Annotated in this window: 17 protein-coding genes and 1 tRNA gene; 10 read left to right on the top strand and 8 right to left on the bottom strand. The window is 59.8% G+C overall.

The genetic code is table 11. From position 1 onward, the window contains the following. Positions 1 to 199 precede the first annotated feature (199 nt). The 3 genes from sciP to ABXH05_RS02845 all read right to left on the bottom strand — a co-directional run bounded on the left by sciP (position 200) and on the right by ABXH05_RS02845 (position 2,923). Positions 200 to 478 (bottom strand): CtrA inhibitor SciP, encoded by a 279-nt coding sequence (gene sciP, locus ABXH05_RS02855; protein ID WP_348138136.1) that lies wholly within the window; start codon positions 476 to 478, stop codon positions 200 to 202. 156 nt (positions 479 to 634) lie between these two features. After that, positions 635 to 1,306, bottom strand: a complete 672-nt coding sequence (locus tag ABXH05_RS02850) for a flagellar hook assembly protein FlgD (protein ID WP_353559690.1) — start codon at positions 1,304 to 1,306, stop codon at positions 635 to 637. Positions 1,307 to 1,315: 9 nt separating this feature from the next. Continuing rightward, positions 1,316 to 2,923, bottom strand: coding sequence for a flagellar hook-length control protein FliK (locus tag ABXH05_RS02845; protein WP_353559689.1), 1,608 nt, complete (start codon positions 2,921 to 2,923; stop codon positions 1,316 to 1,318). A 294-nt stretch (positions 2,924 to 3,217) separates the two neighbouring features. Here ABXH05_RS02845 and mnmA point away from each other — a divergent pair, with 294 nt between their 5' ends. Next, positions 3,218 to 4,423 carry a tRNA 2-thiouridine(34) synthase MnmA gene (mnmA, locus tag ABXH05_RS02840; RefSeq protein ID WP_353559688.1) on the top strand — a complete coding sequence of 402 codons (1,206 nt, stop codon included), beginning with the start codon at positions 3,218 to 3,220 and terminating at the stop codon, positions 4,421 to 4,423. 86 nt (positions 4,424 to 4,509) lie between these two features. Further along, positions 4,510 to 5,196 (top strand): class I SAM-dependent methyltransferase, encoded by a 687-nt coding sequence (locus ABXH05_RS02835; protein WP_353559687.1) that lies wholly within the window; start codon positions 4,510 to 4,512, stop codon positions 5,194 to 5,196. A 60-nt stretch (positions 5,197 to 5,256) separates the two neighbouring features. On the opposite strand, the gene ABXH05_RS02830 is transcribed toward ABXH05_RS02835, so the two are convergent. After that, positions 5,257 to 5,856 (bottom strand): outer membrane protein, encoded by a 600-nt coding sequence (locus ABXH05_RS02830; RefSeq protein ID WP_348138146.1) that lies wholly within the window; start codon positions 5,854 to 5,856, stop codon positions 5,257 to 5,259. Positions 5,857 to 6,204: 348 nt separating this feature from the next. Between ABXH05_RS02830 and ABXH05_RS02825 the strand changes: the two genes are divergently transcribed. The 3 genes from ABXH05_RS02825 (at position 6,205) to ABXH05_RS02815 (ending at position 8,544) form a co-directional block, all read left to right on the top strand. After that, positions 6,205 to 6,281 (top strand) — tRNA-Met (locus ABXH05_RS02825). Between the two features lie 91 nt (positions 6,282 to 6,372). Beyond that, positions 6,373 to 7,632, top strand: a complete 1,260-nt coding sequence (locus tag ABXH05_RS02820) for an acyl-CoA dehydrogenase family protein (protein WP_502947707.1) — start codon at positions 6,373 to 6,375, stop codon at positions 7,630 to 7,632. A gap of 387 nt (positions 7,633 to 8,019) precedes the next feature. Further along, positions 8,020 to 8,544: a hypothetical protein gene (locus ABXH05_RS02815; protein WP_353559686.1), complete on the top strand. Its 525-nt coding sequence runs from the start codon at positions 8,020 to 8,022 to the stop codon at positions 8,542 to 8,544. Here the strand turns inward: ABXH05_RS02815 and ABXH05_RS02810 are convergent. From ABXH05_RS02810 to ABXH05_RS02795, 4 genes are all read right to left on the bottom strand, one after another. Beyond that, positions 8,541 to 9,908: a cytochrome P450 gene (locus tag ABXH05_RS02810; RefSeq protein WP_353559685.1), complete on the bottom strand. Its 1,368-nt coding sequence runs from the start codon at positions 9,906 to 9,908 to the stop codon at positions 8,541 to 8,543. The two genes, ABXH05_RS02815 and ABXH05_RS02810, sit on opposite strands and share 4 nt — an antisense overlap. Before the next feature lie 264 nt (positions 9,909 to 10,172). Further along, positions 10,173 to 11,312: a zinc-binding dehydrogenase gene (locus tag ABXH05_RS02805; RefSeq protein ID WP_353559684.1), complete on the bottom strand. Its 1,140-nt coding sequence runs from the start codon at positions 11,310 to 11,312 to the stop codon at positions 10,173 to 10,175. 202 nt (positions 11,313 to 11,514) lie between these two features. Next, entirely contained in the window at positions 11,515 to 12,645 is a 1,131-nt protein-coding gene (locus ABXH05_RS02800) for a site-2 protease family protein (protein ID WP_353559683.1), read from the bottom strand. A gap of 41 nt (positions 12,646 to 12,686) precedes the next feature. Next, positions 12,687 to 13,130, bottom strand: a complete 444-nt coding sequence (locus ABXH05_RS02795) for a DUF2267 domain-containing protein (RefSeq protein ID WP_353559682.1) — start codon at positions 13,128 to 13,130, stop codon at positions 12,687 to 12,689. Between the two features lie 313 nt (positions 13,131 to 13,443). Here ABXH05_RS02795 and ABXH05_RS02790 point away from each other — a divergent pair, with 313 nt between their 5' ends. The 5 genes from ABXH05_RS02790 (at position 13,444) to ABXH05_RS02770 (ending at position 22,838) form a co-directional block, all read left to right on the top strand. After that, positions 13,444 to 14,304: a helix-turn-helix transcriptional regulator gene (locus tag ABXH05_RS02790; protein WP_353559681.1), complete on the top strand. Its 861-nt coding sequence runs from the start codon at positions 13,444 to 13,446 to the stop codon at positions 14,302 to 14,304. A 152-nt stretch (positions 14,305 to 14,456) separates the two neighbouring features. Beyond that, positions 14,457 to 19,244 carry a hypothetical protein gene (locus tag ABXH05_RS02785; RefSeq protein ID WP_353559680.1) on the top strand — a complete coding sequence of 1,596 codons (4,788 nt, stop codon included), beginning with the start codon at positions 14,457 to 14,459 and terminating at the stop codon, positions 19,242 to 19,244. 2 nt (positions 19,245 to 19,246) lie between these two features. Next, positions 19,247 to 20,080, top strand: coding sequence for a hypothetical protein (locus ABXH05_RS02780; RefSeq protein WP_353559679.1), 834 nt, complete (start codon positions 19,247 to 19,249; stop codon positions 20,078 to 20,080). Then, positions 20,080 to 20,640, top strand: coding sequence for a hypothetical protein (locus ABXH05_RS02775; RefSeq protein ID WP_353559678.1), 561 nt, complete (start codon positions 20,080 to 20,082; stop codon positions 20,638 to 20,640). The genes ABXH05_RS02780 and ABXH05_RS02775 overlap by 1 nt, the downstream gene beginning before the upstream one ends. After that, the gene (locus ABXH05_RS02770) at positions 20,637 to 22,838 is read left to right on the top strand and encodes a hypothetical protein (RefSeq protein WP_353559677.1); all 2,202 of its coding nucleotides are present in this window, start codon (positions 20,637 to 20,639) and stop codon (positions 22,836 to 22,838) included. Before ABXH05_RS02775 ends, ABXH05_RS02770 begins: the two co-directional genes overlap by 4 nt. The last annotated feature ends 7 nt before the right edge of the window (positions 22,839 to 22,845 follow it).

Here is a 22,845-nt window from a genome sequence, read left to right as displayed (position 1 = left end):
AAAAAGAAAACGCCGGGGAGTGTTTCCACTCTCCGGCGCTACGACGCACAAGTACGCAAGCCTTGCGGCTATCTTGGGGGCCGATACTCAATAAGGACCCGTATGTTGTGTCCGGCATGATGGTGCATCATGCCTCGTCTTGGTTTTTCGCGTTTTCGAACCGAAAAACCGGAAACCACTTTTTCTGAAAACGCTTGTTCTAGTGCTCGCGGTATTGCTGCACGCGGGTGGCGCGCAGGCCTGGCAGGCCGTGACGCTCAATGGACCGCTGCCAGCTCAAAAACTCTTCGACAGTCAGCGTGTAGCGCTGGCAGGCTTCTTCCAATGATAGAAGACCCCCGCGCACAGCGGCCACGACTTCAGCCTTGCGGCGGATGACCCAGCGCTTCGTTTCCGGCGGCGGCAGGTCAGCAATAGTGAGGGGGCTACCATCCGGCCCGATCACATAGCTCACTCGCGATTGATATTGCATGCTCATTTCAAGCAGATCCTGACTTCAAACCGTCACACGTTCTGTGTGTGTGAGCTGAAGAGTACGTCGTGGGCATTTAAGGAAGGGCTAAATGCCATGGTGAATAGCCAATTAACTTTGGTGCCTTGGGGTGTGTCGCAATGGGTCAAAAGGGTCATTGGGTTACGACCCGGTCGCGACATCACGAACTGTGATGACATCTGACAACTGGATACCGGAGCCATTGACGGTAAGAACCGGCGTGTTGTTGTCGAACTCAACAGCCGAGACGACACCGGCCTGCTTCATGGTGACTTTGATTTCGTTTTCAGCGGCATCCTGGGCAATCACACGCAGGGTGTAGGCACCGTCTGACAGCTGCCGGCCATTTGAATCCTTGCCATTCCAGTTAAAGGTCTGGTTACCAGAGAGGTTTTGCAGGTCTGAGGTGTGCACCAGTCGGCCTGCAGCATCCGTGACAAACAGCTGTACTTTTTCAGCCGGGGCATCCAGCTCGTAGCCCCAGTTGGCCGACCCATCTGTGAGGATGGCGGTCGGGCTTTCAGCCACGACTTCCTTGCCGATGTACCCCACAGCGTCCGTTGCAAAGTTGGCGAAGGTGAGGTTCAGCAGCTGCTCAAGGTTCTGGTTGGTGGCGATGTTCTGCTCAACGCTTGAGAACTGGACCAGCTGGTTGGTGAACTCGCTGCTGTCCAGCGGCTCCAGAGGGTCCTGGTTCTTCAACTGCGTGGTGAGCAGCGTCAGAAACGTATCAAAGTCCGTATTGAGCTTTGAACCGGCTGTGGAGGCGGCGCTTTGAGCGGACTGTGCGGCTGCAATTGCTTCAATTGACATGGTCTGTCCCTAGATGCGGATGTCTACGCCAGAGCCGGACCCGGCTTTAAGCGCATAGATGTGCTGGACGGCGGCAAGATCTGCTGCCAGTTCGTCTTCGGTCGGTGTTTTGTCTGAGGTGCCTTCAGCAGTGTCGCGGTTGTCGGCAAAACCTGAGCCGTCGCCGTCGTCACGCATGGAATAGCTGAGGGTGCCGTTTTCCATATCGAGACCGGCATCGCTCAAGGCTTTTTCCAATGAGCGGGCGTCGCGCTGGAGCATGTCCAGCGTTTCGGGCTTGTCGACGGTCAGATGCGCCTGAACGCGTCCATCCGTACCAAGTTCCATCCGCACATCAATGCGGCCAAGCTCGGCAGGGTCGAGACGGATTTCAAAGCGGTTTGTGCCGTTGCCCAGATTCTTCGCCATGTTGATGGCGATCTCGCGGGCCGGTGTCTGTGGCTGAACCGGTGTGCCAGGCTGCGCGGAAGCTGCCACGATGGCACGCACGGTTACGCTGGGTGCAGGGGCTGCACTGTCGGTGGCCTGAAGAGGCGTGCTGGCAGCGCCGTCAAGCCCCGCAACACGAATGTCCTGAGGGGTGCCGGCTGGTTTGGCCAGAATCGCCTGAAGCGCAATCTCGGACGCGGATGTGCGCTGGGCTGCCTGGGCCATGGTTGTGGGCTTGTCAGTCGATGCTGCGGTTTCCGGTGCCTGTGTCGCTGACGTGGTTTTGGCTGTTGGCTTTGCCTCAGCTTTTGCGTCCTGCATGCTTTCAGCTGTGGCGTGGCCAAGACCGCGTTTGCCGGCCGCCTGCGCGGATGTGCTTGCGACGGTTACTTCCGTTTCCACAGGTGCGGCGGCGGCATCACGAATTGTGGCCTGTGCCTTGCCAGCTGCGCTGTCAGCGGTTGGAGCCGCAGCACTGTTGCCAGCCGCAGCCGGTTTGGCAGCGGTTGATGCATTTTGCTGGTCAGGTGTTGGCTGGTTGGTCTTGCTGTCGGCGTTCTTGGATGCAGCGGAGACGGCGGTGGGTGCATTCTGCTTGTCACCAGCCGTTGTCGCCTCAGCTTTGTTTGCTGCTGCGCTTGCCGCTGCTGCCTGCTGTGTGGCTGCGGCTTTCTCTGCTGTGGTGATGTCTTTAACAGATGCGGTCACCACATCATCATCGGCCTGGGTGGTGTCTGTTGCGTCAGCGACAGGTTGTGCGTCACTTGCTTCAGCGCCGATGACGGTCTCGACCGCCGCAGTCTGCTGTTTGGTTGCTTCAACGTTGTCCGCTGTGGCTTCGTCTTCCGCAGCCGCTGTGTCGTTTTCGTCAGACTGATCAGAGGCGCGTTCCTCGCGGGTTTTTTCTTCCTGCGCCTTTTCATCTCTTGCGTCTTCAGCGCGGGCTTCTTCAGAGCGTGCGGCTGCTTCGCGGGCGTCAGCCTTGCGGGTTTCTTCCAGACGGGCTTCGTCCGACTTGCGTTCGCGGACGCGCTCTTCCGCCTGACGCTTCTCTTCTGCCCGGCTGGCACGCAGTTCTTCTGTGAAGCGGCTGTCGTCTTCGGCGCGGCGCGGCTCGGCGTTTTTCACCTGTGCTGCTGCCTCTGCCTTGCGGACCTGGCCTGCGTTAAATGTCTCAGTCGATGTCATCCGGTTTATCCCGTGTCTCTTGTCGTGCCCCGATGCCCATGCGGAAGGCCGGGTGGCCGGCATGGACGCAATTTCTCAGACAGGTATGAGCAAGGGCGGGGCCAACCGGGCCTTGAGCGAAAAACGGCAGAATTTCGGGATTTTGCGCTAAGTGCGTCTGAGATTTGCCCGGCAGAAGTCGGGCTAAGACCGGCAATTCCTGCCGGGCGGGGGACTGACTTGCCGGGTCCCGCTTGCTGGGTTGGGGACCCATGAGGCTTGCTGCGGGGGAGGCGGGCGCTATAGTCCCGCGCCATGACACATATTGATGCCCATACTACGCCTGAGGATAAGGCCGCCGCGCGAGTGGAGACGCCGTTCGTCGACCTGCCACCGGTGATTGCCGGCAAGGCCCCTGCGGACACGCGGGTGGTGGTTGCCATGTCCGGCGGCGTGGACAGCTCCGTTGCGGCTGCCCTTTACGCGCAGGCCGGCTACGACGTTGTGGGCATCACGCTGCAGCTTTACGACCATGGAGCTGCGGTTCAGAAGAAGGGCGCATGCTGCGCCGGGCAGGACATTCATGATGCGCGCCGGGTGGCGGAGCGTCTGGATATCCCGCACTACGTTCTGGACTATGAAAGCCGTTTCAAGGATTCCGTGATGACGGATTTTGCCGATGCCTATGCGCGCGGCGAAACCCCTATTCCCTGCGTGCGCTGCAATGAACGTGTGAAATTTCGAGACCTGATGGAAACGGCCCGCGATCTTGGCGCAGATGCGCTTGCGACAGGTCACTATGTGCAGCGGTTTGACGGTGATGCCGGACCGCAGCTGCATCGCGCGGTCGATGACAGTCGCGACCAGAGCTACTTCATGTTTACGACCAAGCCCGAGCAGCTGGCGTTTCTACGGTTCCCGCTTGGCGGGTTGCCGAAGGATGAAACGCGTGCCCTTGCCCAGAAGCTGGGCCTTGAGGTGGCGGCCAAGCCGGACAGCCAGGACATCTGCTTTGTGCCGGACGGCAAATATGCGCAGGTGGTTGAACGGCTGCGCCCGGAAGCAGCTGAACCCGGTGACATTGTGCATATGGATGGTCGGGTGCTTGGCACACATGACGGCATCATCCGCTACACGATCGGGCAGCGTCGCGGTCTTGGGATCAGCGACACCGAAATGGGTGGCGAGAATGCAGAGCCATTGTTTGTGGTGCGACTCAATCCGGAACAGCGGCAGGTGATTGTCGGGCCACGGTCAGCACTGGGTGTGAGCGACATCACCCTTACGGACGTCAACTGGATTGGTGACCAGCCGTTGAGCGACACCCCGGTGGATGTGAACGTCAAAGTGCGGTCCACCGGTCGTCTGCTTGCCGCGCGCATTGTGGCGACACAAGACGGGGCGCTGGTGACGTTGTCATCTCCGGAAGAAGGGGTGTCGCCGGGTCAGGCCTGCGTCTTTTATGATCCCGCTGATGGCAGCCGGGTGCTGGGCGGTGGCTGGATACGGCGTACGCTCTAGCTGCGTGCTTCTGCTGCCGTTTTGACCTAACGCAATTCGTCGATCTTCCCCTTTAAATCGTCATTCTCTGCGGTTACGTGAATGGGATGACAGGAAACTCCCAAGCTCTGGATGAGAATGCGGTTCGGCGTGCTTATGCGCGCTGGGCCCGGTTTTATGATGCTGTTGTTGGTCCCGTTACGGATGTGGGCCGTGCTGCGGCGGTGGCGGCGGTCAATGCGCTGGCTCGCAAGCATGCCAACGCGCACGCAAGCGACGAGCCAATGAGCGTGCTGGAAGTCGGTGTGGGGTCAGGGCTTTCGCTTCCCGGCTATGCGCGCACCACGCGGATCACCGGCATTGATCTTTCAACGGACATGCTTGAGCTGGCCCGACGCCGGGTCAGCGAGCGGGCTTTGGGGCATGTGGCTGCGCTGGAGGAAATGGACGCAGGCGCACTGACCTATGAGACAGGCCGCTTTGACTGTGCGGTCGCCATGTATGTGATGTCGGTCGCGCCCAACCCGGAAGCGGTGCTGGACGAACTGGCGCGTATCACCAAGCCGGGCGGCGAAGTCGTGATCGTCAATCACTTTGCCAAGGCGGACGGGTGGGTGCTGTGGTTTGAGCGCAAGCTTGAGCGCGTGGCCGCCCTTATCGGCTGGCACCCGGCGTTTGGTCGCGAGCGGGTGCTCAATCATCCTGATCTGGAACTGGTGATGGAAAAGCCACTTGGGCTTTTGCGCATCTTCACGTTGATGCGCTTCCGACGCCGGACAGACAGCAGCACCTAAACAACAAAAAAGGGCGCCCCTCAGGGACGCCCTTTTCGAAGAAGCTTCAGTGAAGAAGATCTAGAAGTTGAAGCGCACCTGAGCGATGGCTGCATTGTTGTTGATGTTTTCATCAGAGGTCACGCCTGTGAAGCGGTACCCAACATCAAGCGTTGCATTGTCGCCCAGTGCGACGCCAACGCCGGCAAGGCCGCGATAGGCAAAGTTGGTGCCGTCGGACTTGAGCGTCACGCCTGCTACCGTTGCAGTGACTTCACCGTCAACGACGCCGACACCAACACCAAGATAGGGGCGGATGCCGCTATCCGGGAGGAAGTCATACAGACCCTGAACCATGAAGCCGAACTGATCCAGCTCACCACCAAGGCTGACGGTCGTGCCAAGGGCAGATGCGCTGTCGAGCTCGTTTGATGTCCAGCTGATTTCACCTTCAGCGCGGAAGCGGCCCATTTCGCCGTCTGCGTAGGCATAGCCCACCGCGCCAACGATGCTGTAGCCGGCTTCGAAATCCATAGACACGCCGTTGCCTGAGACTTCATCCACCCAGTTCACGCCGCCACCAAGGCTTGCGTACCAGCCGGCATCGTCTGCCTGGGCTGCTGTTGTGCCCAGAAGAGCAGCGGCTGCAAAGGCAGCGCCTGCAAGGAGTGTTTTTGTCATTTGCTTCGTCCCCTCAAGTCGTTTGTTTTGGTTATCTCGGCCTCAGTGGATGGGCCGTCCCCTCTTAGTGATTCGGTCATGAAACCGTCACCCTGCACACTTTGTACACGACCAAAGGTTATTATTTCCACATATTCGGTTGCATATGCCTAATTTTGGGGCATGGCATGTGTCCCGGAGGCCTCAATCCGCAATTCCACTGGGGATATGGCCTTAAAATGCCGCCTGGCAGCTGGGCGCTTGACACCGGGAAGATGCGGCGTCTATATGCCCGTCTTTCCCGCGCTTTGTGCCATTGAAATTACCGGTTTTCCGGCAGTTTTTGACAGGTGCCCGCGAGAAATGTGTGGCGGGGTAGCTCAGCTGGTTAGAGCAGCGGAATCATAATCCGCGTGTCGGGGGTTCAAGTCCCTCTCCCGCTACCAAATCTCCTTCTTCGAATAATCCATCAAGGCTCCAGTAGGGGCCATGTGCCTGTGGGTGTGCTCATTGACTGGCTCGCGTGGGTCAGGGCAAATGCGGGCATCCGCAATTCAGCATGACCCCCGAGGCCTTATGTACACTTACAGCGACACCTCTCTTGTTCTTCAGGACAAGCTGCGCGCGTTTATGGACGCGCATATCTATCCCAATGAAAAAGCCTATGCGGAGGCGCTGGCGGCAGCGCCCAACCGGTTTGCAGCCTTGCCGCTGATGGATGAGTTGAAGGCCAAGGCGCGGGCGGAAGGGCTGTGGAACCTGTTCGTGCCGCCTGAATTTTCTCAGTATTCGGAGCATGGGGGCATCAGCAATTTCGAGTATGCGCCGCTGGCCGAAATCATGGGGCGGGTCATCTGGGCCCCTGAAGTGTTCAACTGCAACGCGCCTGACACCGGCAACATGGAAGTCTTCATGAAATATGCGACGCCGGCGCAGCAGGAGCAGTGGCTGAAGCCGCTGCTCGCCGGTGAGATCCGGTCGTCCTATGCGATGACGGAACCGGATGTGGCGTCGAGTGATGCGACCAACATCCAGTTCTCGATCATCCGCGAGGGCGACGAGTGGCTGCTCAACGGGCGCAAGTGGTTCATCACCAATGCCATGTATGAGCGCACGCAGATATTCATCGTCATGGGCAAGTCTGATCCGGACAATGAAAACCGTCACAAGCAGCAGACGCAGGTGCTGGTGCCCAAGGACACGCCGGGCATCACGCTTGTGCGCCCGCTGTCCACGCTTGGGTATGACGACGCGCCCATAGGGCACGCTGAAATCGTATTCGAGAATGTGCGGGTGCCTGCGGACAATGTGCTGCTGGGCGAAGGGCGCGGCTTTGAGATTGCTCAGGGTCGCCTTGGGCCGGGACGGATGCATCACTGCATGCGGCTGATCGGCGCCGGGCAGCGGTCGCTGGAGCTGGCCTGCCACCGCGTTCTCAACCGTGAGACCTTCGGGCGTCCGCTGGCCAAGCATCAGTCCGTGCGCGAAGAGATTGCCAAGTCATTTTCAGAGATCGAGATGGCGCGGCTGCTGGTGCATCGCACTGCGCAGTCCATGGATGAGAAGGGCGCTCAGGAAAGCCGTGACCTGATTGCCGCCACCAAGACCCAGGTGCCGATCATGATGCAGACGGTGATTGACCGCTGCATGCAGATGCACGGGGCGGGCGGCCTGACGGAAGATTACCCCATGGCCGAGCACTACAATTATGCCCGCTGGTGCCGCCAGGCGGACGGGCCCGACCAGGTGCATCTGATGACCCTGGGCAAGATGGTGATTGAACGCTTCGGTAGCTGAGCATTTCTCTATCTGTTTGCGACAGGTCTTCGCGTCCAAGCGATGCGGAGACCGCTGCATTTGGCCACTGCCTCACAAAGGTCTGCGGGCCTGATTTCGACAATGTTCGATGACGGTCTGTGAGGGAATCCTCACGGAGACAAACAATGTGTACGCATCTTAAGAATGATATTGATAATGATTATCGATAACATTATAAGCGAGGAGATGCTTTTGCATCGTTCCTCGGGGGAGGTGCGGCGCGGCTAACGGGCCTACGGGCCTGCGAAGATCGGATGGTTTGGATCCCGTCGATCTGCCGGGCATATCAGCGCGTCGCAACGCATGTCTGGCCGCGCCGTATCTCCTCCGGGCCCATTTCTGAACCCCATACGAAAGGCGCTGTCGATGTGTCCGGGTGCTTCTGAGGCCTCTACGTCTTTTGTCGAGGGCGTGTTCCTGCCGGACCTTGGACTTGGAACCGGCATCGCCATCTGGGGGTTTCGTGCCTGCGCCTCGGGCCATAGTCAGTGCCCTCCGGTCAGCAAGGGGTTCGACCGGGTCTTCGGTGACAGGGGACCTGAGGCGCTTGCAGATGTTTTGCAGCTTGCCCGCATTTTTGGCTTTGAAGGGCGGCGGACAATCAGCATCGCCTTGCCGGGATGCGGACGCATGACAGCGGATGAGTTATCGATGGCAGCCATGTTGGCGGCAGCACAGCAAGGGGCTGATGACGAACGGGACAACCACGCCACATGGTTGTTGGGGCAGCGGCCCAGGGACCATGTGTGTGATGTGGTCGAGCGGATTGCCGAGACATTTGGCGAGTATGATCTCGCCATGGCGAAGCCGGACGTCACCATCACCTGCAACAGGACGCTGGACGATGGTCACATGACAGCGCTGTTCGCTCTTGAGGGCGGGCGGGCCTAGGCCGCGCGCACCTGCACCTGTGTCGGGCGCTTGCCGTCGGGGCCGTACAGATTGACCTTCAGGCTTGAGATGGCGTGCACCAGCGCGTTGGGGGCCACTTTCTGATGGCCGGTCCATGTGATGTTGGGGAACCGGTCAAAGATGCGCTCATAGGACAGGCGCAGCTGCATCTGGGCGATGCGGCTGCCGAGGCATTTGTGGACGCCGTGGCCAAAGGCCAGGTGCTTGTCCACATTGTCCCGCATCATGTCGAAGCGGTCCGGATCCGGGAACATGCTGGGGTCACGGTTGGCGGCGCCGTACCACAACACAACCTTTTCATCCTTGCCGATGCGCTGGCCGTTGATTTCCGTGTCTTCAACGGCTGTGCGGCGCATGTGGCGCACGGGCGAAATCATGCGCAGGGCTTCCTGTGACATGCGCGGGATGAGCGATGTGTCATCGAGCACCATCTGGCGCTGGTCGGGGAATTCCGTCATCAGGCGAATGGTGCCTGACAGCGAATTGCGGCTGGTGTCGTTGCCGGCAAAGATGATGAGGAGCCAGGACCCGTCGAGGAATTCCTGCGGCAGTTCTTCGTCAGACAGTTTGGTCTTGGCAATGGCTGTCAGCAGATCTTCGCGCGGGTTGGCGCGGCGGTCCGCCATGATGGCTTCCCCATAGGCGAACATGTCTTCCACGGCCTTGAAGAAGCGGAACGGGAACAGCGGTTCCTTGATGATGACCTGCCACGGATTGGTGAGGTACTGGCTGGCGAGTTCCAGATAGTGCATCCAGTGGGCGATCTTGGGACGGTCTTCTTCGTCGACGCCGAGCATTTCACACAGGGTGAAGAGCGGCAGTTCCTGAGAGAACACCGGCACCATATCGACGACAGGGCCCTTGCTTTCCATGTCGTCGAGCAGCGCGTCGACCTTTGCAGAGACTTTGTCGCGCAGGGTCGCCACATAGGCTGGCGCGAAAAAATCCATCTGCTGGATGCGCATTTCCATGTGCCGGGGCGCATCAAGGTTGATGAGCGCGTTCAAGGCAGCGGAGACGAGCTTTTCAGGTTTCCATTTGTCCTTGGGCGCAACGCCGAGATTGATGCTGCCGCGCTCTGAGGAAAACACCGTGGGGGCCAGCTCAACGGCCTTGAGATCGTCGTAGCGGCTGACAGACCAGAACCCGTCACCGCCCTTGCGCAGCTCGGACCACATGACCGGCGCGCTCTCACGCATGTTCCTGTAGAAGTCGTGGGGGTGGCCCTGGGTCCAGGACGCGGGGTTCCACAGCTCAAATTCCTTGAGCTCTGGATAGACCGCATCAAAAGTAGGGCGTTGCCGGTTGCTGTCGGTGAGGATGTCGTCGCTGACAAGTCGCATGATGTGTCTGGTCCGCCCTGGCGTTTTGGATACTGAACTGTCCAAAAATATAGGTCGGGGCGTGTGCCTATGCCAGTGGATATGGCGGCGGCAGATTTTCCGTAGCGGCATGCTTCCGTTGCATGTCGCGGTGACACACGGGTGAGATGGCGCACATTGCGGCGCGGGTCATTCCAGACCTTTGCCAAGTGTTGGCGTCCAAAGAAAAAGGCCCGCACCGTATGTCGGTGCGGGCCTTCTTTTGTGTCGAGGAAGCTTTGCTTCCTAGATGTCTTTCTGGGGGCAGATGAGGAACTTCTCACCTGTTGTCTTTGCCTGATAGCGGCCGACGACATCTGCCTGCAGGGCTTCAGCCAGAGAAATTTCGTCGGTGTAGTTGCTGGCGAAGGTTGTCTTGAGTTCGTTGGCAACGCGCGTGCGCAGGCGGCCCGCAACTTCAAGACCTGCCTTGGCAAGGAAGTTTGGCAGCAGCCAGCCACCCACGCCCCAGGCCATGCCGTAGCCGCGTGTCAGGGTGGTGGGGGACGTGTCGAGGCCGCCATAGAGGAAGACCTGCTTGTGGGCGACCGAGCCATAGATGCTGTAGGCACCTGGTGTGCGGGCGGCTGCCCCTTCCATGGCGCTGAGAATGGTGGAGGCGAGGGTGCCGCCGCCTGTTGCGTCAAAGGCAAGCGTTGCGCCGGTTGCGTGAACGGCGTCCGTCAGCTCAGCGAGGAAATTGTCGCTGCTGCTGTCGACGATGTATTTCGCACCCATGGCCTTGAGAATGTCGGCCTGTTCTTTCTTGCGGACGATGTTCACAAGTTCAACACCATCTGCCTGACAGATGCGGTTGAGCATCTGGCCGAGGTTTGACGCGGCTGCTGTGTGGACCAGGGCCGTGTGGCCGTCCATGCGCATGTTCTCAACCATGCAAAGAGCGGTGAGCGGGTTCACGAAGCTGGACGCACCATCCTTGGCCGTGTCGCCATCCAGAAGCGGCATGCACATGATGGCATCAACGCAGCGGTACTGGCCGTACATGCCGCCGCCCATGGCTGCCACGGTCTTGCCCATCAAAGCCTGTGCTTCCTTGTCGTCGCCTGCAGCCACAACCGTGCCGGCGCCTTCATTGCCGACGGGGAGCGGCTGGCCGATGCGGGCCTTCATGACGCGCATGCCCTGGGACGAGACAGGGGCTGACAGTTTGGTTGTGGCACCGGAGCCGGATGTTGTGGATGCGGCTGCGTCCGCCATGCCGAACATGACACCAAGGTCAGACGGGTTCACCGGGGTGGCTTCCACCTTGATGATGACCTGACCGGGTTTTGGCGTCGGCATTTTCTGCTCGACCAGTTCCATGCGGAGTTCGCCATCCTCGGTGAGGGTGGACAGCATCTGAAGGTAGGTTTCGGGCAAAGACATGATGGACCTCATTAGGTTGATTGAATTGCAAAGTTGGGCGGACGCTAACATGGCATTGCGTCGTGTCGAGGAATTTCCGTACCGACATGCTGGCTTGCGATGGAGAGTGAGATTTCTACGCGATGGTGTTGTGAAAAGCCCGCCGCTGCGGGGGCGGTGCACTTCTTAACTTTTGCGCCCAAAACCGGGCCAGATGGCGGGATCAGCTATTGGCGAGCGTGGTCTTGAGGGTCACCAGTCTCAGGATGTCGCGCATGGCGATGACGCCGACAATTGCTTGGCCGCGGGTGACCATGAGCAGGCTCTGCCCGGTCGCCTGCATCTGGGCGAGCGCTTGTGCAGCACTCGCGTCGATGCCGATTGTGTGGTCGTCGGTGAGTGGGCGAGTGATCTGATGGACAGGGATGGCGCCGCGCTCCCCAGGTGGAACACGCTTGACCTCATGCAGGCTCACGCTTCCAACAAGCTGGCCGTTATCGACCACCGGAAAGAACTCGAAGGGATATTTGTACATGTAGTGCTCAATTAGATGAGCCACGGGTATGTCCGGTGACACGCAAATGGGGTTGGCCGTCATGATGTCGGAGACCCGTTCGCCGGCGAGTGTGTGTTTTGCCTGAGCCTGCGCGCGGGACGCATCTGCGGCAAAGCGGATGAAGAGGCCGAGAATGACCAGCCAAAGGCTGCTCAACCCCATGCCGGTGAGTAGGGAAATCAGGCCCAATGCAATGAGGCCCAGTCCAAAGATCGATCCCATAATCGATGCGATATCTGTTGCGCGCTGATAGTTGCCGGTTGCCGACCATATGGCGGCCCGGGCCACCCTGCCGCCATCGAGCGGGAAAGCGGGGGCGAGATTGAAGATCGCCAGGACAAGATTGAGCTTTGCCAGATAACTGGCGACGAGGCCGATCAAGGCTGCCGAACCGCCAGATCCCAGTGCTACCCCAGTGAGATAAAACAGGCCCGCGAGCGAGATGCTTGCGGCGGGGCCGGCGATCGCCATCAGAAATTCAGCCTTGGGGGTGGGCGGCTCATCGCGCATCTCTGCCATGCCGCCGAGGAGCCAGAGGGTAATGCTTTTGATTTCCAGGCCGAACGCGCGGGCAACGATGGAATGTGCAAGTTCATGAAGAAGGATGGAGGCAAACAGTCCAAGCACGGCAATGATGCTCATTGACCAGTAGTCGATCTGCTGCAGCCCCTCGTGGAGAACGGGAAAGTAACCCTTTGCCAAGGCCCACGAGAGCAGCGCTGCAATGAATACCCAGCTCACATTCACTTTGATCTCGATGCCAAAGACAGTCGTGAGTTTCAGGTTTCCACCGAGCATGTGCGTGCCTCCATCAAGCGGTTTGTTGCGCGCAGGCGCGGTTAGCCTGCCGGGCGGGCCGAATCCCAGAGCGTCTGGACCGGCTTTGGAAGGCAATCGATGACCTGCCTGATCTCGCCCTCGGTGACATGCTGCGAGAGCAGGAAGAACACAGCATTGACCGCACTGGCGGCGGAGATGTCAGGGCCCGGCATGAAGTCTTCTGAGACAGCGTCCAAAAACGCCTCGCGGGTTTTTGGATGGGGTGTCTTGGCACCTGGCCGCCAGTTCTCCAGATAGAATCCGCGCACAAGCATGGGCAATTGTGCCGACAGGTGAATGGCGTTGTTGACCGGCAGCATGTCGCGCAGGTGGTGCAAAACCACCCGGAGAATGTGATAGGCCTGCTGCTTGCTCTCGAGGTCCAAATCCCGCTGCAGTTCATTCAACCACGTGTTGGTGAGGTGAACCGTTTCGTCAAAGACCTTCAATCCTGCGGTTGTCATAGGGCAGTCCTCCGGTTTGGGTTGAGAGTGCCGTACTGATGCCTGCGATGGACGCACTACACGTTCCAAGGCCACGCTTACCTGCATGCTGCGCCTAAAACTGATCGTCTTCATTGAGATAGGTCACTCGGTTTTATCCGGTGGGATTTCCTGGATACCGGTGGTGTCTGGTTTTGTGTTCGATTGATTGGCCGCGCCCATGGTCAAAATCTCAAGGTGCCGTCGGCGGGGGAGAATGCTAATGTCCTTCCCCTGCGAGGAGTGCGGTTTTCTGCCCTTTTGCAGGTGTTTGGGCTAGGGGAACGCGTTGCACATGGCGTCTGGGCAAAAGGTGGCCGGGTCATCAACTAAAAAAGCCGGAAAGACCGCAGGACGGACAGGGGCCAAAGCTGCTGCCAGAACCAATGGAGCGGTGCCCGGTGACATGCTTCCGCCGGCGGCGCGATTTCTGGCGCAGGTAGGCTCGCTGTCGAATTACAATCAGGCGGTGAATGTGCTTGAGGCCATTCTCCAGTCGATGGCTGTTGATGGTCTCCTGTATTTCTCCTGCCGCCGCGACGCATGGGCGTCGCCGCAGTCGAGCGACTTTCTGATTACCACCCGCGGGCCACGCCACATGAAGCCCTATGAGGCCCTGTATCTGTGGAAGGGGTATCGCGACACTGATCTTGCGGTGGCGGCCATCGCCAAGGCGACGGAGCCGTTTACGACGGCGGATGTCTATACGCCTGAGAATGTCACGCGGGACCAAAAGGAGCTGGTGGATCTGACCAGCCACTATCACCTCAGTTATGACCTGTTCGTTCCGGTGCACACGCCGGGGCGCATTCAGGTGGTCTACTTCTTTGTGCTTGGTGAAAGCGAAGCTGATGAAGCGCGCATTTCAGCGCAACGTCAGGAGCTGATTGATCTGGCGCGTGTCTTTGCGGTGGCGGTGCATGACTTTATCGGGTTTGACCTTGAAAACGTACCCAACGTGCAATTGTCCGTACGCGAACTGGAGTGCCTGTCTCTGCTTGGACGTGGCGACTCGAATCCGGAGATGGCCAAAGCCCTGAACATCAGTGAGCGGACCATCAAGTTCCATGTGAACAATCTGATGAAGAAGCTGGGAGCGTCCTCACGGGTTGAGGTGGTGGCCATTGCGGCGCGCAGTAATCTTTTGAGCAACTAGCCCACTTCTTTTTCCCAGTTTTGCGGGCATTTTTCGTCCGGAGATGTCGTTTCCTGTCCTATTGGACAGGTGCCTGCGCGTGCGAATGCCCATAGATATTTCTCCCCCGTGCGCAGGTCAGGTGCACGGCTGGCTAGGGGGAATATCCAAACGTGCTGCGTTCCAGCGTCTTTTCGTCAGTTTGTCGTCTTTCGATCCACCGAACGGGACTGCTGAGTGCCATTGGTGCTCTGGCGGTAGCGGCTTTGCTGGCGCTGCAGGTGGCTCCGGCCCATGCGCAGGGGGCTGTGTGCGGGTTTCCGGACCAGATTGGTGTGCTGTCGTCGCAGGAGGCAGCGCAGGCGCAGGCGGGGCTTGCGCGCGAACTGAGCAAGGACGGCTTTACGCAGGCAGGCGTCGGGCAGCGTGTGCTCAAGCAGCTTTACTTCAAACTGCCGACGGTCATCGACTTTGCCAACCAGCCCGCCATCCGTCCGGTTGGTGACTACGTCATTATTGAAAAGATTCTGGGCTTCTCCACGGATTGCCATGTCACGCAGGCGTTCTCACGCGATGCAGGCAAACGCCAGCCGGTGGTGGAGCAATATGATCTGATTGTTGAACGCGCTGACAATGCGGATGCGCCCTTTGAAAAACTTGGCGAGTTTGCCCAGGGCCTAGCCAAGCTGCCCCGGCCGGGTGTCTACCGGCTGACCGTGCGGGCCAAGGGGCGGTTGTCACCGTTCCGGATCGGGGCCGTGTCGCAGACGGTGACGGTTGTCTCTGCCGGCCAGAACCGGACGCGCGGCATTACGCAGATCCGGATTGATAATCCCAAGGGCTCGAAGGTTGTGGGAACGGCGTTTGTCATCGGGTCCAAGCGTGATCCGCGGGACCCGGACAATCGCAATCACTGCAAGACCTATACCTTCACCTCGACGGTGCGGGTGGCGGACATCACTAGTGAAACCAATTCAGCGGTGTTCTCAAAAAATGTCCGCGAGGAACCCTACAGCCGGGCGACGTGGGAATTGCGGCGGGACGGTGAAGTGCTCGAGAAGATCGGGCCGCGGGGCAATTTCGTTTTCGATGCCCGGAAATATGGTGACGGCAATTACCAGCTGTTTGCATCCATTGACGAAGCAGACCTTGGCGGCGGGCCGCAGAATTTTCGGCCGGCACCGGTGCGGCACATCATCCAGGTGCTCAATTGCGGTGGCACGAAGCCTGCCGCTCAAAACCTTGCCGATGGTGCAGGTGGCCTGAAAGTAGAACTGCCTGAAGACGAGCTGGCAGAGGGCGGGTTTGAGAATGTCAGCGGGTCGCAGCAGCCCGGTGACCTGGTGCCCATTCCCCTGCATGAGCTTGATGAGGACGGCAGGATTGTCGTCCGCACCCAGCTTGAGCCTGAACGTTTCCTCAAGCAAGCGTCTGCACCGAAGGTGCCGCCCGCGGATCAAAAGGCCTGCCGTGACTGCGAACGCGAAATCGCGCGGCGGACAAAGCTTCTCAGGCAGTCCTGTGAACCGGTGACGGATCTGATGGAAGCATTGCTGCTGGACGTCCTGTTTCATGATGCGGGCCAAAAAGACATTGAAGCGATCTTCCTCAATGACATTCTGACACCGTTGCGCGACTTTCGGGCGCCGCTGCAGGATCAAAATGACCTGATGGCCGACTATGTGGAGCGGGCGGCTCGGGCGGGCGTGCTGCAAAGCAAGCAGGCACAGACCATCCTGGCAGCCGGACAACGCGCCGCGCTTGAGCGGGATCGCAAACGACGTGCGGCGTTGGGCGACGATGCGTTGTTTATTCCCATGTTGCTTGGGGCGGACATTCCAGAACCCGCCATTCCCTTCATCTTCACGTCCGGCGCTGGACAGCTGGCACAGGTCGCGAAGTTCAAAAAGGAACTTGCGGACATCTCCGCACGAGCCAGCGCGGAAAGCAGCAAGACGCGCACAAAAGTTGACGCCTTCATTGCCAAGGAGCTGAAGGAAGCGCGGGAAAAAATTCAAGCGCGCAAAGACCAGTTGGCACAGTTGCGTGCGGACAACCAGAGCAAGAAGCAGCGTCTGGCAGCGCTGTTCAATGCGGGCACTTTCGAACATTGTCTCGGCGCGCCTCCCGGTGAGGGCACATCTGTGCTTGCGGGCACTGAGGGCGAGGGGCTTGTTACCGGTCTGCCGGGCATGAACACGACGTTTCCCGAGCATCCTGACCGTGATGTATCGCCGGAAGTATTTCGCAAGGCTGCGATTTTGCCGCCGCCGTTGGAAACGGTTGTTGAAGGCTTTGAGGATTTCTTCCCCCTGCGCTTCAAGATGGATGGCGACAGGGCGCTGGCGGCGCAGCGCGAAATCACGAAGCAGATCAAAGAGGTTGAAAGCCTTGGCGGGCTGGTTGCCATCGAAGACTTCTTTGTAGGGCTGCGGACAATCTTTGAGACCGCTAACAAGGCAGTTCTCAACGGCATCACGTTGGGGGCAGCGTTTTCCGATGACCAGCAGCTCAGGGATGCCAAAAAATTCCTCACAGAATCTCTGCCACGCGGCTTTGACATTGTGGTGGGTACGGACATTGCTGCCTTCATTGATGAAGATCTGCGGGTGCGCCAGGAAGACAAGCTGAGTGGGGCGGTGGTGTTGAACCAGCTTGGCGGCTTTGGCATCGGCAATATTGCGGAACTGACGGTGAATGATGCGGAGGCTGTTGGCGAAGCAATCGGTATTGCCATTGCGCAGGCTGTGCGAGATGAACCCACAGATCTGACAGAGGAAGCCACACGTTTTCTCGTGGAAAGCGAAGAACAGCAAACCATCAATAAGGGCCAATCTGCGGGCGTGTTTCTCGCGCTTGATCTGCTTGGCGGCGAAGCTCTTGTTGTCAGTGCCAGATCGCTGAAGGTGGGCGGCAAGGTCTTTACGTCCACCGACGAAGCGATTGCGGCTGCAAATGATCTGCGTGCCACCAAGGGTCTTGGTCCGCTTGACGATGTGGCGGAGCAGGCCATTCGGGATACGCAGAAATTTGCCGACACGGTGGATGAGGCCAATGAGCTGAAGCGTATCGAGGATCAGGTGGATGCGCTGGCTGAGCAGGCCGACAACGCCAATGTGCTCGATGATCTTGCCAAGGCGGCTGACCAAGATGTCCCTGCTGGCGGGACCGGCAGCGGCAGAACCGTCGAGGATGATCTGGCAGATATCTTCGGGGATGCGGAGCCAGACACCGGCAATGGCAATTTTCTTGATGAGGTGGGGGACGCGACCGACGGTTCAGGGGGCGGTCGCAGCGTCGAGGATGAACTTGCTGACATTTTTGGTGATGGCGACGGGACGTCTGATGGCGGCGCGTTCGACTTTGCCGACGACATTGCAGACCCAGGCGATGGCCCTCCGGATGACGTGTCAGATTTTTTCGAGAACCTGAACAAGAAGCCTGGAACGCCAGAAGAGAAGGTTGCTGACGCGCTTGATGACGCAGCCGATGAAGCTGAGGCTGCGGCCAGAGCTGCGAAAGAGAAAGCTCGGCAGGAAGCGCTCAAGCAGCAGGCGGCTGCGGGCAATCAGGGGCCGCCGCTGACGCCGGGCAAGGTGGACAAGGGTGCGATTGACCTGCCTGCGGATCGGGCTGCAGCGCTGGACGACCCGGCAGGGGCTGTCGGCGAAGGCCGCACGGCCAACGTGGTGGCTGAGAAGATCGGTGATCCCAACTCTGACGTTATCAAGCTGGTTGAGAACGTCCGTGTGGATGGTACCGGCAAGGTTGTGTCAAAAGGTGAAGGCGGAGCGGGTGCCAAGTTTGATCCGGATGCGGCGCGTGAGATTGTCGATGACCAGATCAGCGGCGCTGAGAAATTTGCAGACGCGGGCGTCAACTCGCTGGACATCAAGGGGCAGGGCACGGTCAAGCGTGTGATTGATGGTGTTGAAGTAGAGGTCCCGTTCTTCAAGCAGGAGCGGTTCCCCGATGGCGCCAAGACTCTTGAGGACATCGAGAAGGTGGCGGGCGAGGGCAATGTCAAACTGACCCGAGAACAGCAGATCGCCATTCTGCGCGAGTTCGACAAGGCGGCGAATGCCAAGCTGGTGCCGTTTGATACCAACCCCGGCAATATTCTGGTCAAGGGCGATGGGCCGAATGCGTCCGCTGGTTTTGTGGAATCCGGCAGCGTCATTGAAGCAGGGTCACCGGAGTCCGCCCGGGCGGTATTGGGTGAACGGCTGTTCGGCTCCACCAATGTGGGCGCGAGCGAGTTCAACAGCTTCAGGAAGGCGACGGCGGCGGGCGATGAAGGTCTGGCCAAAAGCATTCAGGACGGCACGGCGACCAAGTTTGGTCAGGGCGGTGCCGGTGGCCTCAAGGACCTGATTGATAAAGACCTGCGCGAAGCCTTTGCGGACCCCGATGCGTTCAAGCAGGTTTTGAAAGAGTTTGACGAAGCCAGGGCACCGAATGTTGCGTCAGGCAGTCAGGGTGGTGTCGCGGTGAATGCGGTCAATGAGGCGGCGGCACTCGATGCTAAGGCGCAGCGGCTTCGCAACCTTGCCGATGATGCCGCGGAACGTGTAGCCGTGGGCAATCAGCCCGTCGATACGCAGGCGCAGCAGGCCCAACAAGTGTCGCAGGCTCTCAAGCGGGCCAAGACTGAGCAAAATCAGGCGCTGGCTGAACTGGTGACAAAGTCCAAACGACTGGAGGACGCCAAGGCATCGGGCGCTGACGCGGATGCGATTGCAGCGCTGCAGAACGATGTCACGACTGCCGGGCGCAACTTCTCAGATCGCGCGCAGAAAACGGCAGACGCATTTGATGCGGCACGCAAACTTGTGGACAGCACGCCGGGCACAAACGCGGATGCACTTGCCCGCGATCTGGCGTCGGTGGAAGCGGGGCTTAATGCGCAGGGTGCGAGTGCGCAAGGATTTGGTGCTGTTGATACGGGTGGGGGGAATTGATCATGACCCGCTCCGTTTTCCAACTGGCACTTGTTGCCGGGGCTGCCTGGTGCGGCCTGACCGTTTCCGCGCAGGCGTTGTCCATTGAAGACTTCGGATCGCCGCAGGGGTTTGCTCAGTCAAACCGCAGTGAGTTCACGGTCGGTCTGCTTGAGCTGCAGCATCGCTTCGTTGCGGTGTTCGGTGGCAAATGCGAGGGGCCGCCGCTGGATGATGACGACAAGAAGAAAGGCGGCGATGGACCAAAGCCGCCGCCCGGTCCGCCGGGACCGCCGGGCCCCGGCCCGGGACCAGGCCCGCTTGGCGATGGAATCGTGACGCAGCTGCCTGATGGCGGCAAAGCGCTGCTTGAGTTGCTTGGTGTCGAGGCAGACCGCAGCATTCATGTGGTCGGGTTTGATCCGCTGTCGGAGCGGTTGATCGTCACCGAGTTTGGCGGGGGCAATGCGGGCAATGCTGGAAACAACGCAGGCAATGATGCGGGCAACAATGCAGGCGCGGGTGCGGGCGGCGGTGTTGTTCAGACGGCGCAGGACACGCTGGGTGCGCCACCGTCTACGGCCTATTTCGCCATTGCCAATGACGGCACGATCACGGTTCTACCAGCGGCGGGCGGTGAAAGCCTGCAGGCAGGGACGGACAATGCGACCGACGCGTTCATCTTTCCCAATAACGGGTTTGTCTTTGAGAACCCGGCAATTGCGCCCGGTCTGTCTCTCACTATTCCTGTCAACTCGACCCGAGTGGTCATCATTCGATCGCCGGGGGGACAGCGGTTCCGCGTGACTGTGACAGTCACTCTTGGTCTGGCGACCATTCAGGTGGAGCGGCTGTGATGGGTATGACATGTCGCCTGAGTGGCATTCTCGTTGCCGCATTGTTGACTGGCTCGCTCGTTGTGGCTCCCGGTGCGGATGCGCGTGGGTTCAGGTCTGCGGACCGCATTATGACGCCGGAGTTGCTGGCTGTTGGCGAGGATGCAGCCGCTCTGTCAGACCTTGTTGGCGAACCGCTGTCGGGTCCTGTGCCCATTCCCCGCCTGCATGTGGAGCAGGCGATGGAACAGGTGCTGGCTAACTGGGGGGACACACAGTTCCGACGGGCGCTGAGCGATGACTTTGTGGATGGCGATCGACTGGCAGACACCGCCACGCTGCTGGTGCCGCGCGATGCGCAGGTGCGGGTGCTTGGTATTTCCAACATCGACACGCTGGACCAGGTGTTGCGCCGGGACGAAGGGCCGGATGACGGCGACCTTCTGGTGTCGCGCATCACACTGACCGCACAGACGCAGGTTGAGTATGTGGACCGCACGACGGGCGCTTTCCGTCTGCTGCGTGGGACCAATGACTATGTGTTGTTGCTGCGTCACCGGTTTGAAGAGGTGGCGCAATGATGAGACGTCATGGGTATGTGGCGGGTCTCGCACTTGCCGCCTTGATTGCGCTGGCCACAATTGGCGGGCCTGCCCGTGCTCAGGGTGTGGACGACGACTGGCTTATCAACGGGTCAGTGTTCGGACAGGTCGAGTATCGCGATTGTGCCGGGGACGATGGGGCGTGCGCCTTAGGCGAAAACGAAGCGGATGCCTTTGGTGAGCTGGACCTTCGGTTCTCCCGTCAGGTGTCCCGGTTTGAAAATTGGCGCGGCAGCTTTTTTGGTGCCATCGACCCATCAGAGTTTCGTGGCCGCACCGACCTTCTGTCTGCGGAGCGGTTTTCGCTGGTGGGGGAGCGCGGTGATGGGGTCATTCCGTGGCGCGTGGAGCTCGGGGACTATTTCGGGTTTACGTCCCTGCGGACCTTGCAGCTGCCCTTGAAGGGTGCGCGCGCGGAGATACAGCTTCAGAAAAATGCGTCGTCAGCTTTTCACTCCCTGCAGGTTTTCGGCGGGACGACAGCGCGCAGCTACAATGATGCCCTGAGCGAGCAGTTTGACGACACGCTGGTGGCCGGCGCGTCACATTTGGTGGAACTGCCTGGCGGGCCATCGCTTGTGGCAACGGGTTATGCGGCCAGTCAGGACACGGCACAGGGGACGTTACACAGTGGTGTGTTCTCGCTGGCCGGGGCGCAGGATTTTTCCGTTGCGGACCATGCGCTGGAGCTTGAAGCAGAGATTGGTGCGCTGCTGGGTGAAACCCTTGATAGGGCCGCCAAGCGCAACAAGGGCGGCACGGCGGTATCTGCGTCCATCTCCGGCCGAAACGCGACCGGCCTTCGTTACGGGGCGCGGTTTGAAGATTTTTCGCAGACCTATCGGCCTGTTGGCGCTGCAGTGACGCCTGACCGGCAGTTCTGGGAAACGCGGGTTGGGCATGTGTTTGACGGCATTGGCGATGCGGAGCTGAGATATCAGGGATTTCGCGATGCGCGCAGCACCGCCAACCAGATAGACACGGACACGATCGGGTTTTCTGGCAGCTGGGTTGATCTGTTTGACCGCGCCGGTGGTGCCGGCACCTTCGATGCTTTCTGGCGCGAGACACAAAGCAGCAATGGGACCACGACCAACGAAGCCTGGTCTGTGGATGTTGTGAGCAACTGGGCGCTGACCGAGGACTGGACTGGTATTGCGCGCCTGCAGGTCCAGCAGACCGAGGACAAGTCGGCAGCGGATGTGGATCGCTCTACCGTGCTGGGTGATTTTTCTGCGTCGCGCCGCGTTATTTGGGGGGATGTGTCGGGGACCATTGCGCCGGGCATCGTGTTGCGGCGGGAGCGTGTGGGGGGTCAGCGGATCATGGCAGCGGGCCCGCGCATTGCAGCGTCTTTGTTTACCGATAGCGGCCACAGCCTGACGGGCGACGCATCGGTGCTGTTTCAGGAAGGACATCGCGGGGCGACGGATACGCGGGATGTGTCCGCGCGCGGGCGATACAGCTTTACTGATGGTCCGCACACGGTGGCTTTGACGGGTCAATTCCGCTCCAACGACCCGGACCCGGGACGGTTTGGATCTGCCTGGCAGGTGGCCGCGAGCTATCAGTTTCAGTTTGCCACGCGGGTGGCTGCGGGCACGTCTGGACGGGAACGGGGACTGGCGGGTGCGGGGATTGCAGCCCCATCCGGTGTGACATCCATTGCGCCGGGTGTACCGGACATCACCACGCTGGCTCTTGGCAAAGATGTGGTTCTGGCGGAAGAGCGCCTGGCGGTGTCGGGACTTGGCAACCCGGTGCGGCTGGGGGGCGCGATGATTTATCTGGGCCGCTACTTCGAGCGCATTGAGCAGCGGCAGCGGCTGGTGCTGGAGGCGCCGTCTCAGTCACTCGAGCGCACAGGGCTCATCATCGATTTTGCCACCGGAGCGCGAACCACCCGCGAGCAGACCTATAATGACGTGCTGGACGAGCTTGTTCGCCACTACGGCGCCCCTGAACGGGTTATCGAAGACGGTGATTTTGGGCCGCAGGTGGAAACTGATCTGCAAGATGGCGCATTTCGGCGGATTGTGGAATGGAAGAAGGCCGGTGGCGTGCTGAGGTTCGGCATTCCCGCTCGGTTTGACGGGGTCTTCCGCATGGAACTCCAGTTTGCCGCGCGATTCCCGACCATCGCCAATCCGTTCTGGAGCTTTGATACGGTCCGCTAAGGCGGGG

Origin of the sequence: Pyruvatibacter sp. HU-CL02332 (assembly GCF_040362765.1) — a bacterium.
Taxonomy (GTDB): Bacteria; Pseudomonadota; Alphaproteobacteria; order CGMCC-115125; family CGMCC-115125; genus Pyruvatibacter.
Note: the sequence above shows the minus strand (reverse complement) of the source record. Positions and strands in the feature narration are given on the sequence as shown.

Bases quoted from the DNA above. Each gene is read 5' to 3' on its own strand.
- sciP (WP_348138136.1), bottom strand. From the start codon at position 478: ATGAGCATGCAATATCAATCGCGAGTGAGCTATGTGATCGGGCCGGAT.
- ABXH05_RS02850 (WP_353559690.1), bottom strand. From the start codon at position 1,306: ATGTCAATTGAAGCAATTGCAGCCGCACAGTCCGCTCAAAGCGCCGCC.
- ABXH05_RS02845 (WP_353559689.1), bottom strand. From the start codon at position 2,923: ATGACATCGACTGAGACATTTAACGCAGGCCAGGTCCGCAAGGCAGAG.
- mnmA (WP_353559688.1), top strand. From the start codon at position 3,218: ATGACACATATTGATGCCCATACTACGCCTGAGGATAAGGCCGCCGCG.
- ABXH05_RS02835 (WP_353559687.1), top strand. From the start codon at position 4,510: ATGACAGGAAACTCCCAAGCTCTGGATGAGAATGCGGTTCGGCGTGCT.
- ABXH05_RS02830 (WP_348138146.1), bottom strand. From the start codon at position 5,856: ATGACAAAAACACTCCTTGCAGGCGCTGCCTTTGCAGCCGCTGCTCTT.
- ABXH05_RS02820 (WP_502947707.1), top strand. From the start codon at position 6,373: ATGCGGGCATCCGCAATTCAGCATGACCCCCGAGGCCTTATGTACACT.
- ABXH05_RS02815 (WP_353559686.1), top strand. From the start codon at position 8,020: ATGTGTCCGGGTGCTTCTGAGGCCTCTACGTCTTTTGTCGAGGGCGTG.
- ABXH05_RS02810 (WP_353559685.1), bottom strand. From the start codon at position 9,908: ATGCGACTTGTCAGCGACGACATCCTCACCGACAGCAACCGGCAACGC.
- ABXH05_RS02805 (WP_353559684.1), bottom strand. From the start codon at position 11,312: ATGTCTTTGCCCGAAACCTACCTTCAGATGCTGTCCACCCTCACCGAG.
- ABXH05_RS02800 (WP_353559683.1), bottom strand. From the start codon at position 12,645: ATGCTCGGTGGAAACCTGAAACTCACGACTGTCTTTGGCATCGAGATC.
- ABXH05_RS02795 (WP_353559682.1), bottom strand. From the start codon at position 13,130: ATGACAACCGCAGGATTGAAGGTCTTTGACGAAACGGTTCACCTCACC.
- ABXH05_RS02790 (WP_353559681.1), top strand. From the start codon at position 13,444: ATGGCGTCTGGGCAAAAGGTGGCCGGGTCATCAACTAAAAAAGCCGGA.
- ABXH05_RS02780 (WP_353559679.1), top strand. From the start codon at position 19,247: ATGACCCGCTCCGTTTTCCAACTGGCACTTGTTGCCGGGGCTGCCTGG.
- ABXH05_RS02775 (WP_353559678.1), top strand. From the start codon at position 20,080: ATGGGTATGACATGTCGCCTGAGTGGCATTCTCGTTGCCGCATTGTTG.
- ABXH05_RS02770 (WP_353559677.1), top strand. From the start codon at position 20,637: ATGATGAGACGTCATGGGTATGTGGCGGGTCTCGCACTTGCCGCCTTG.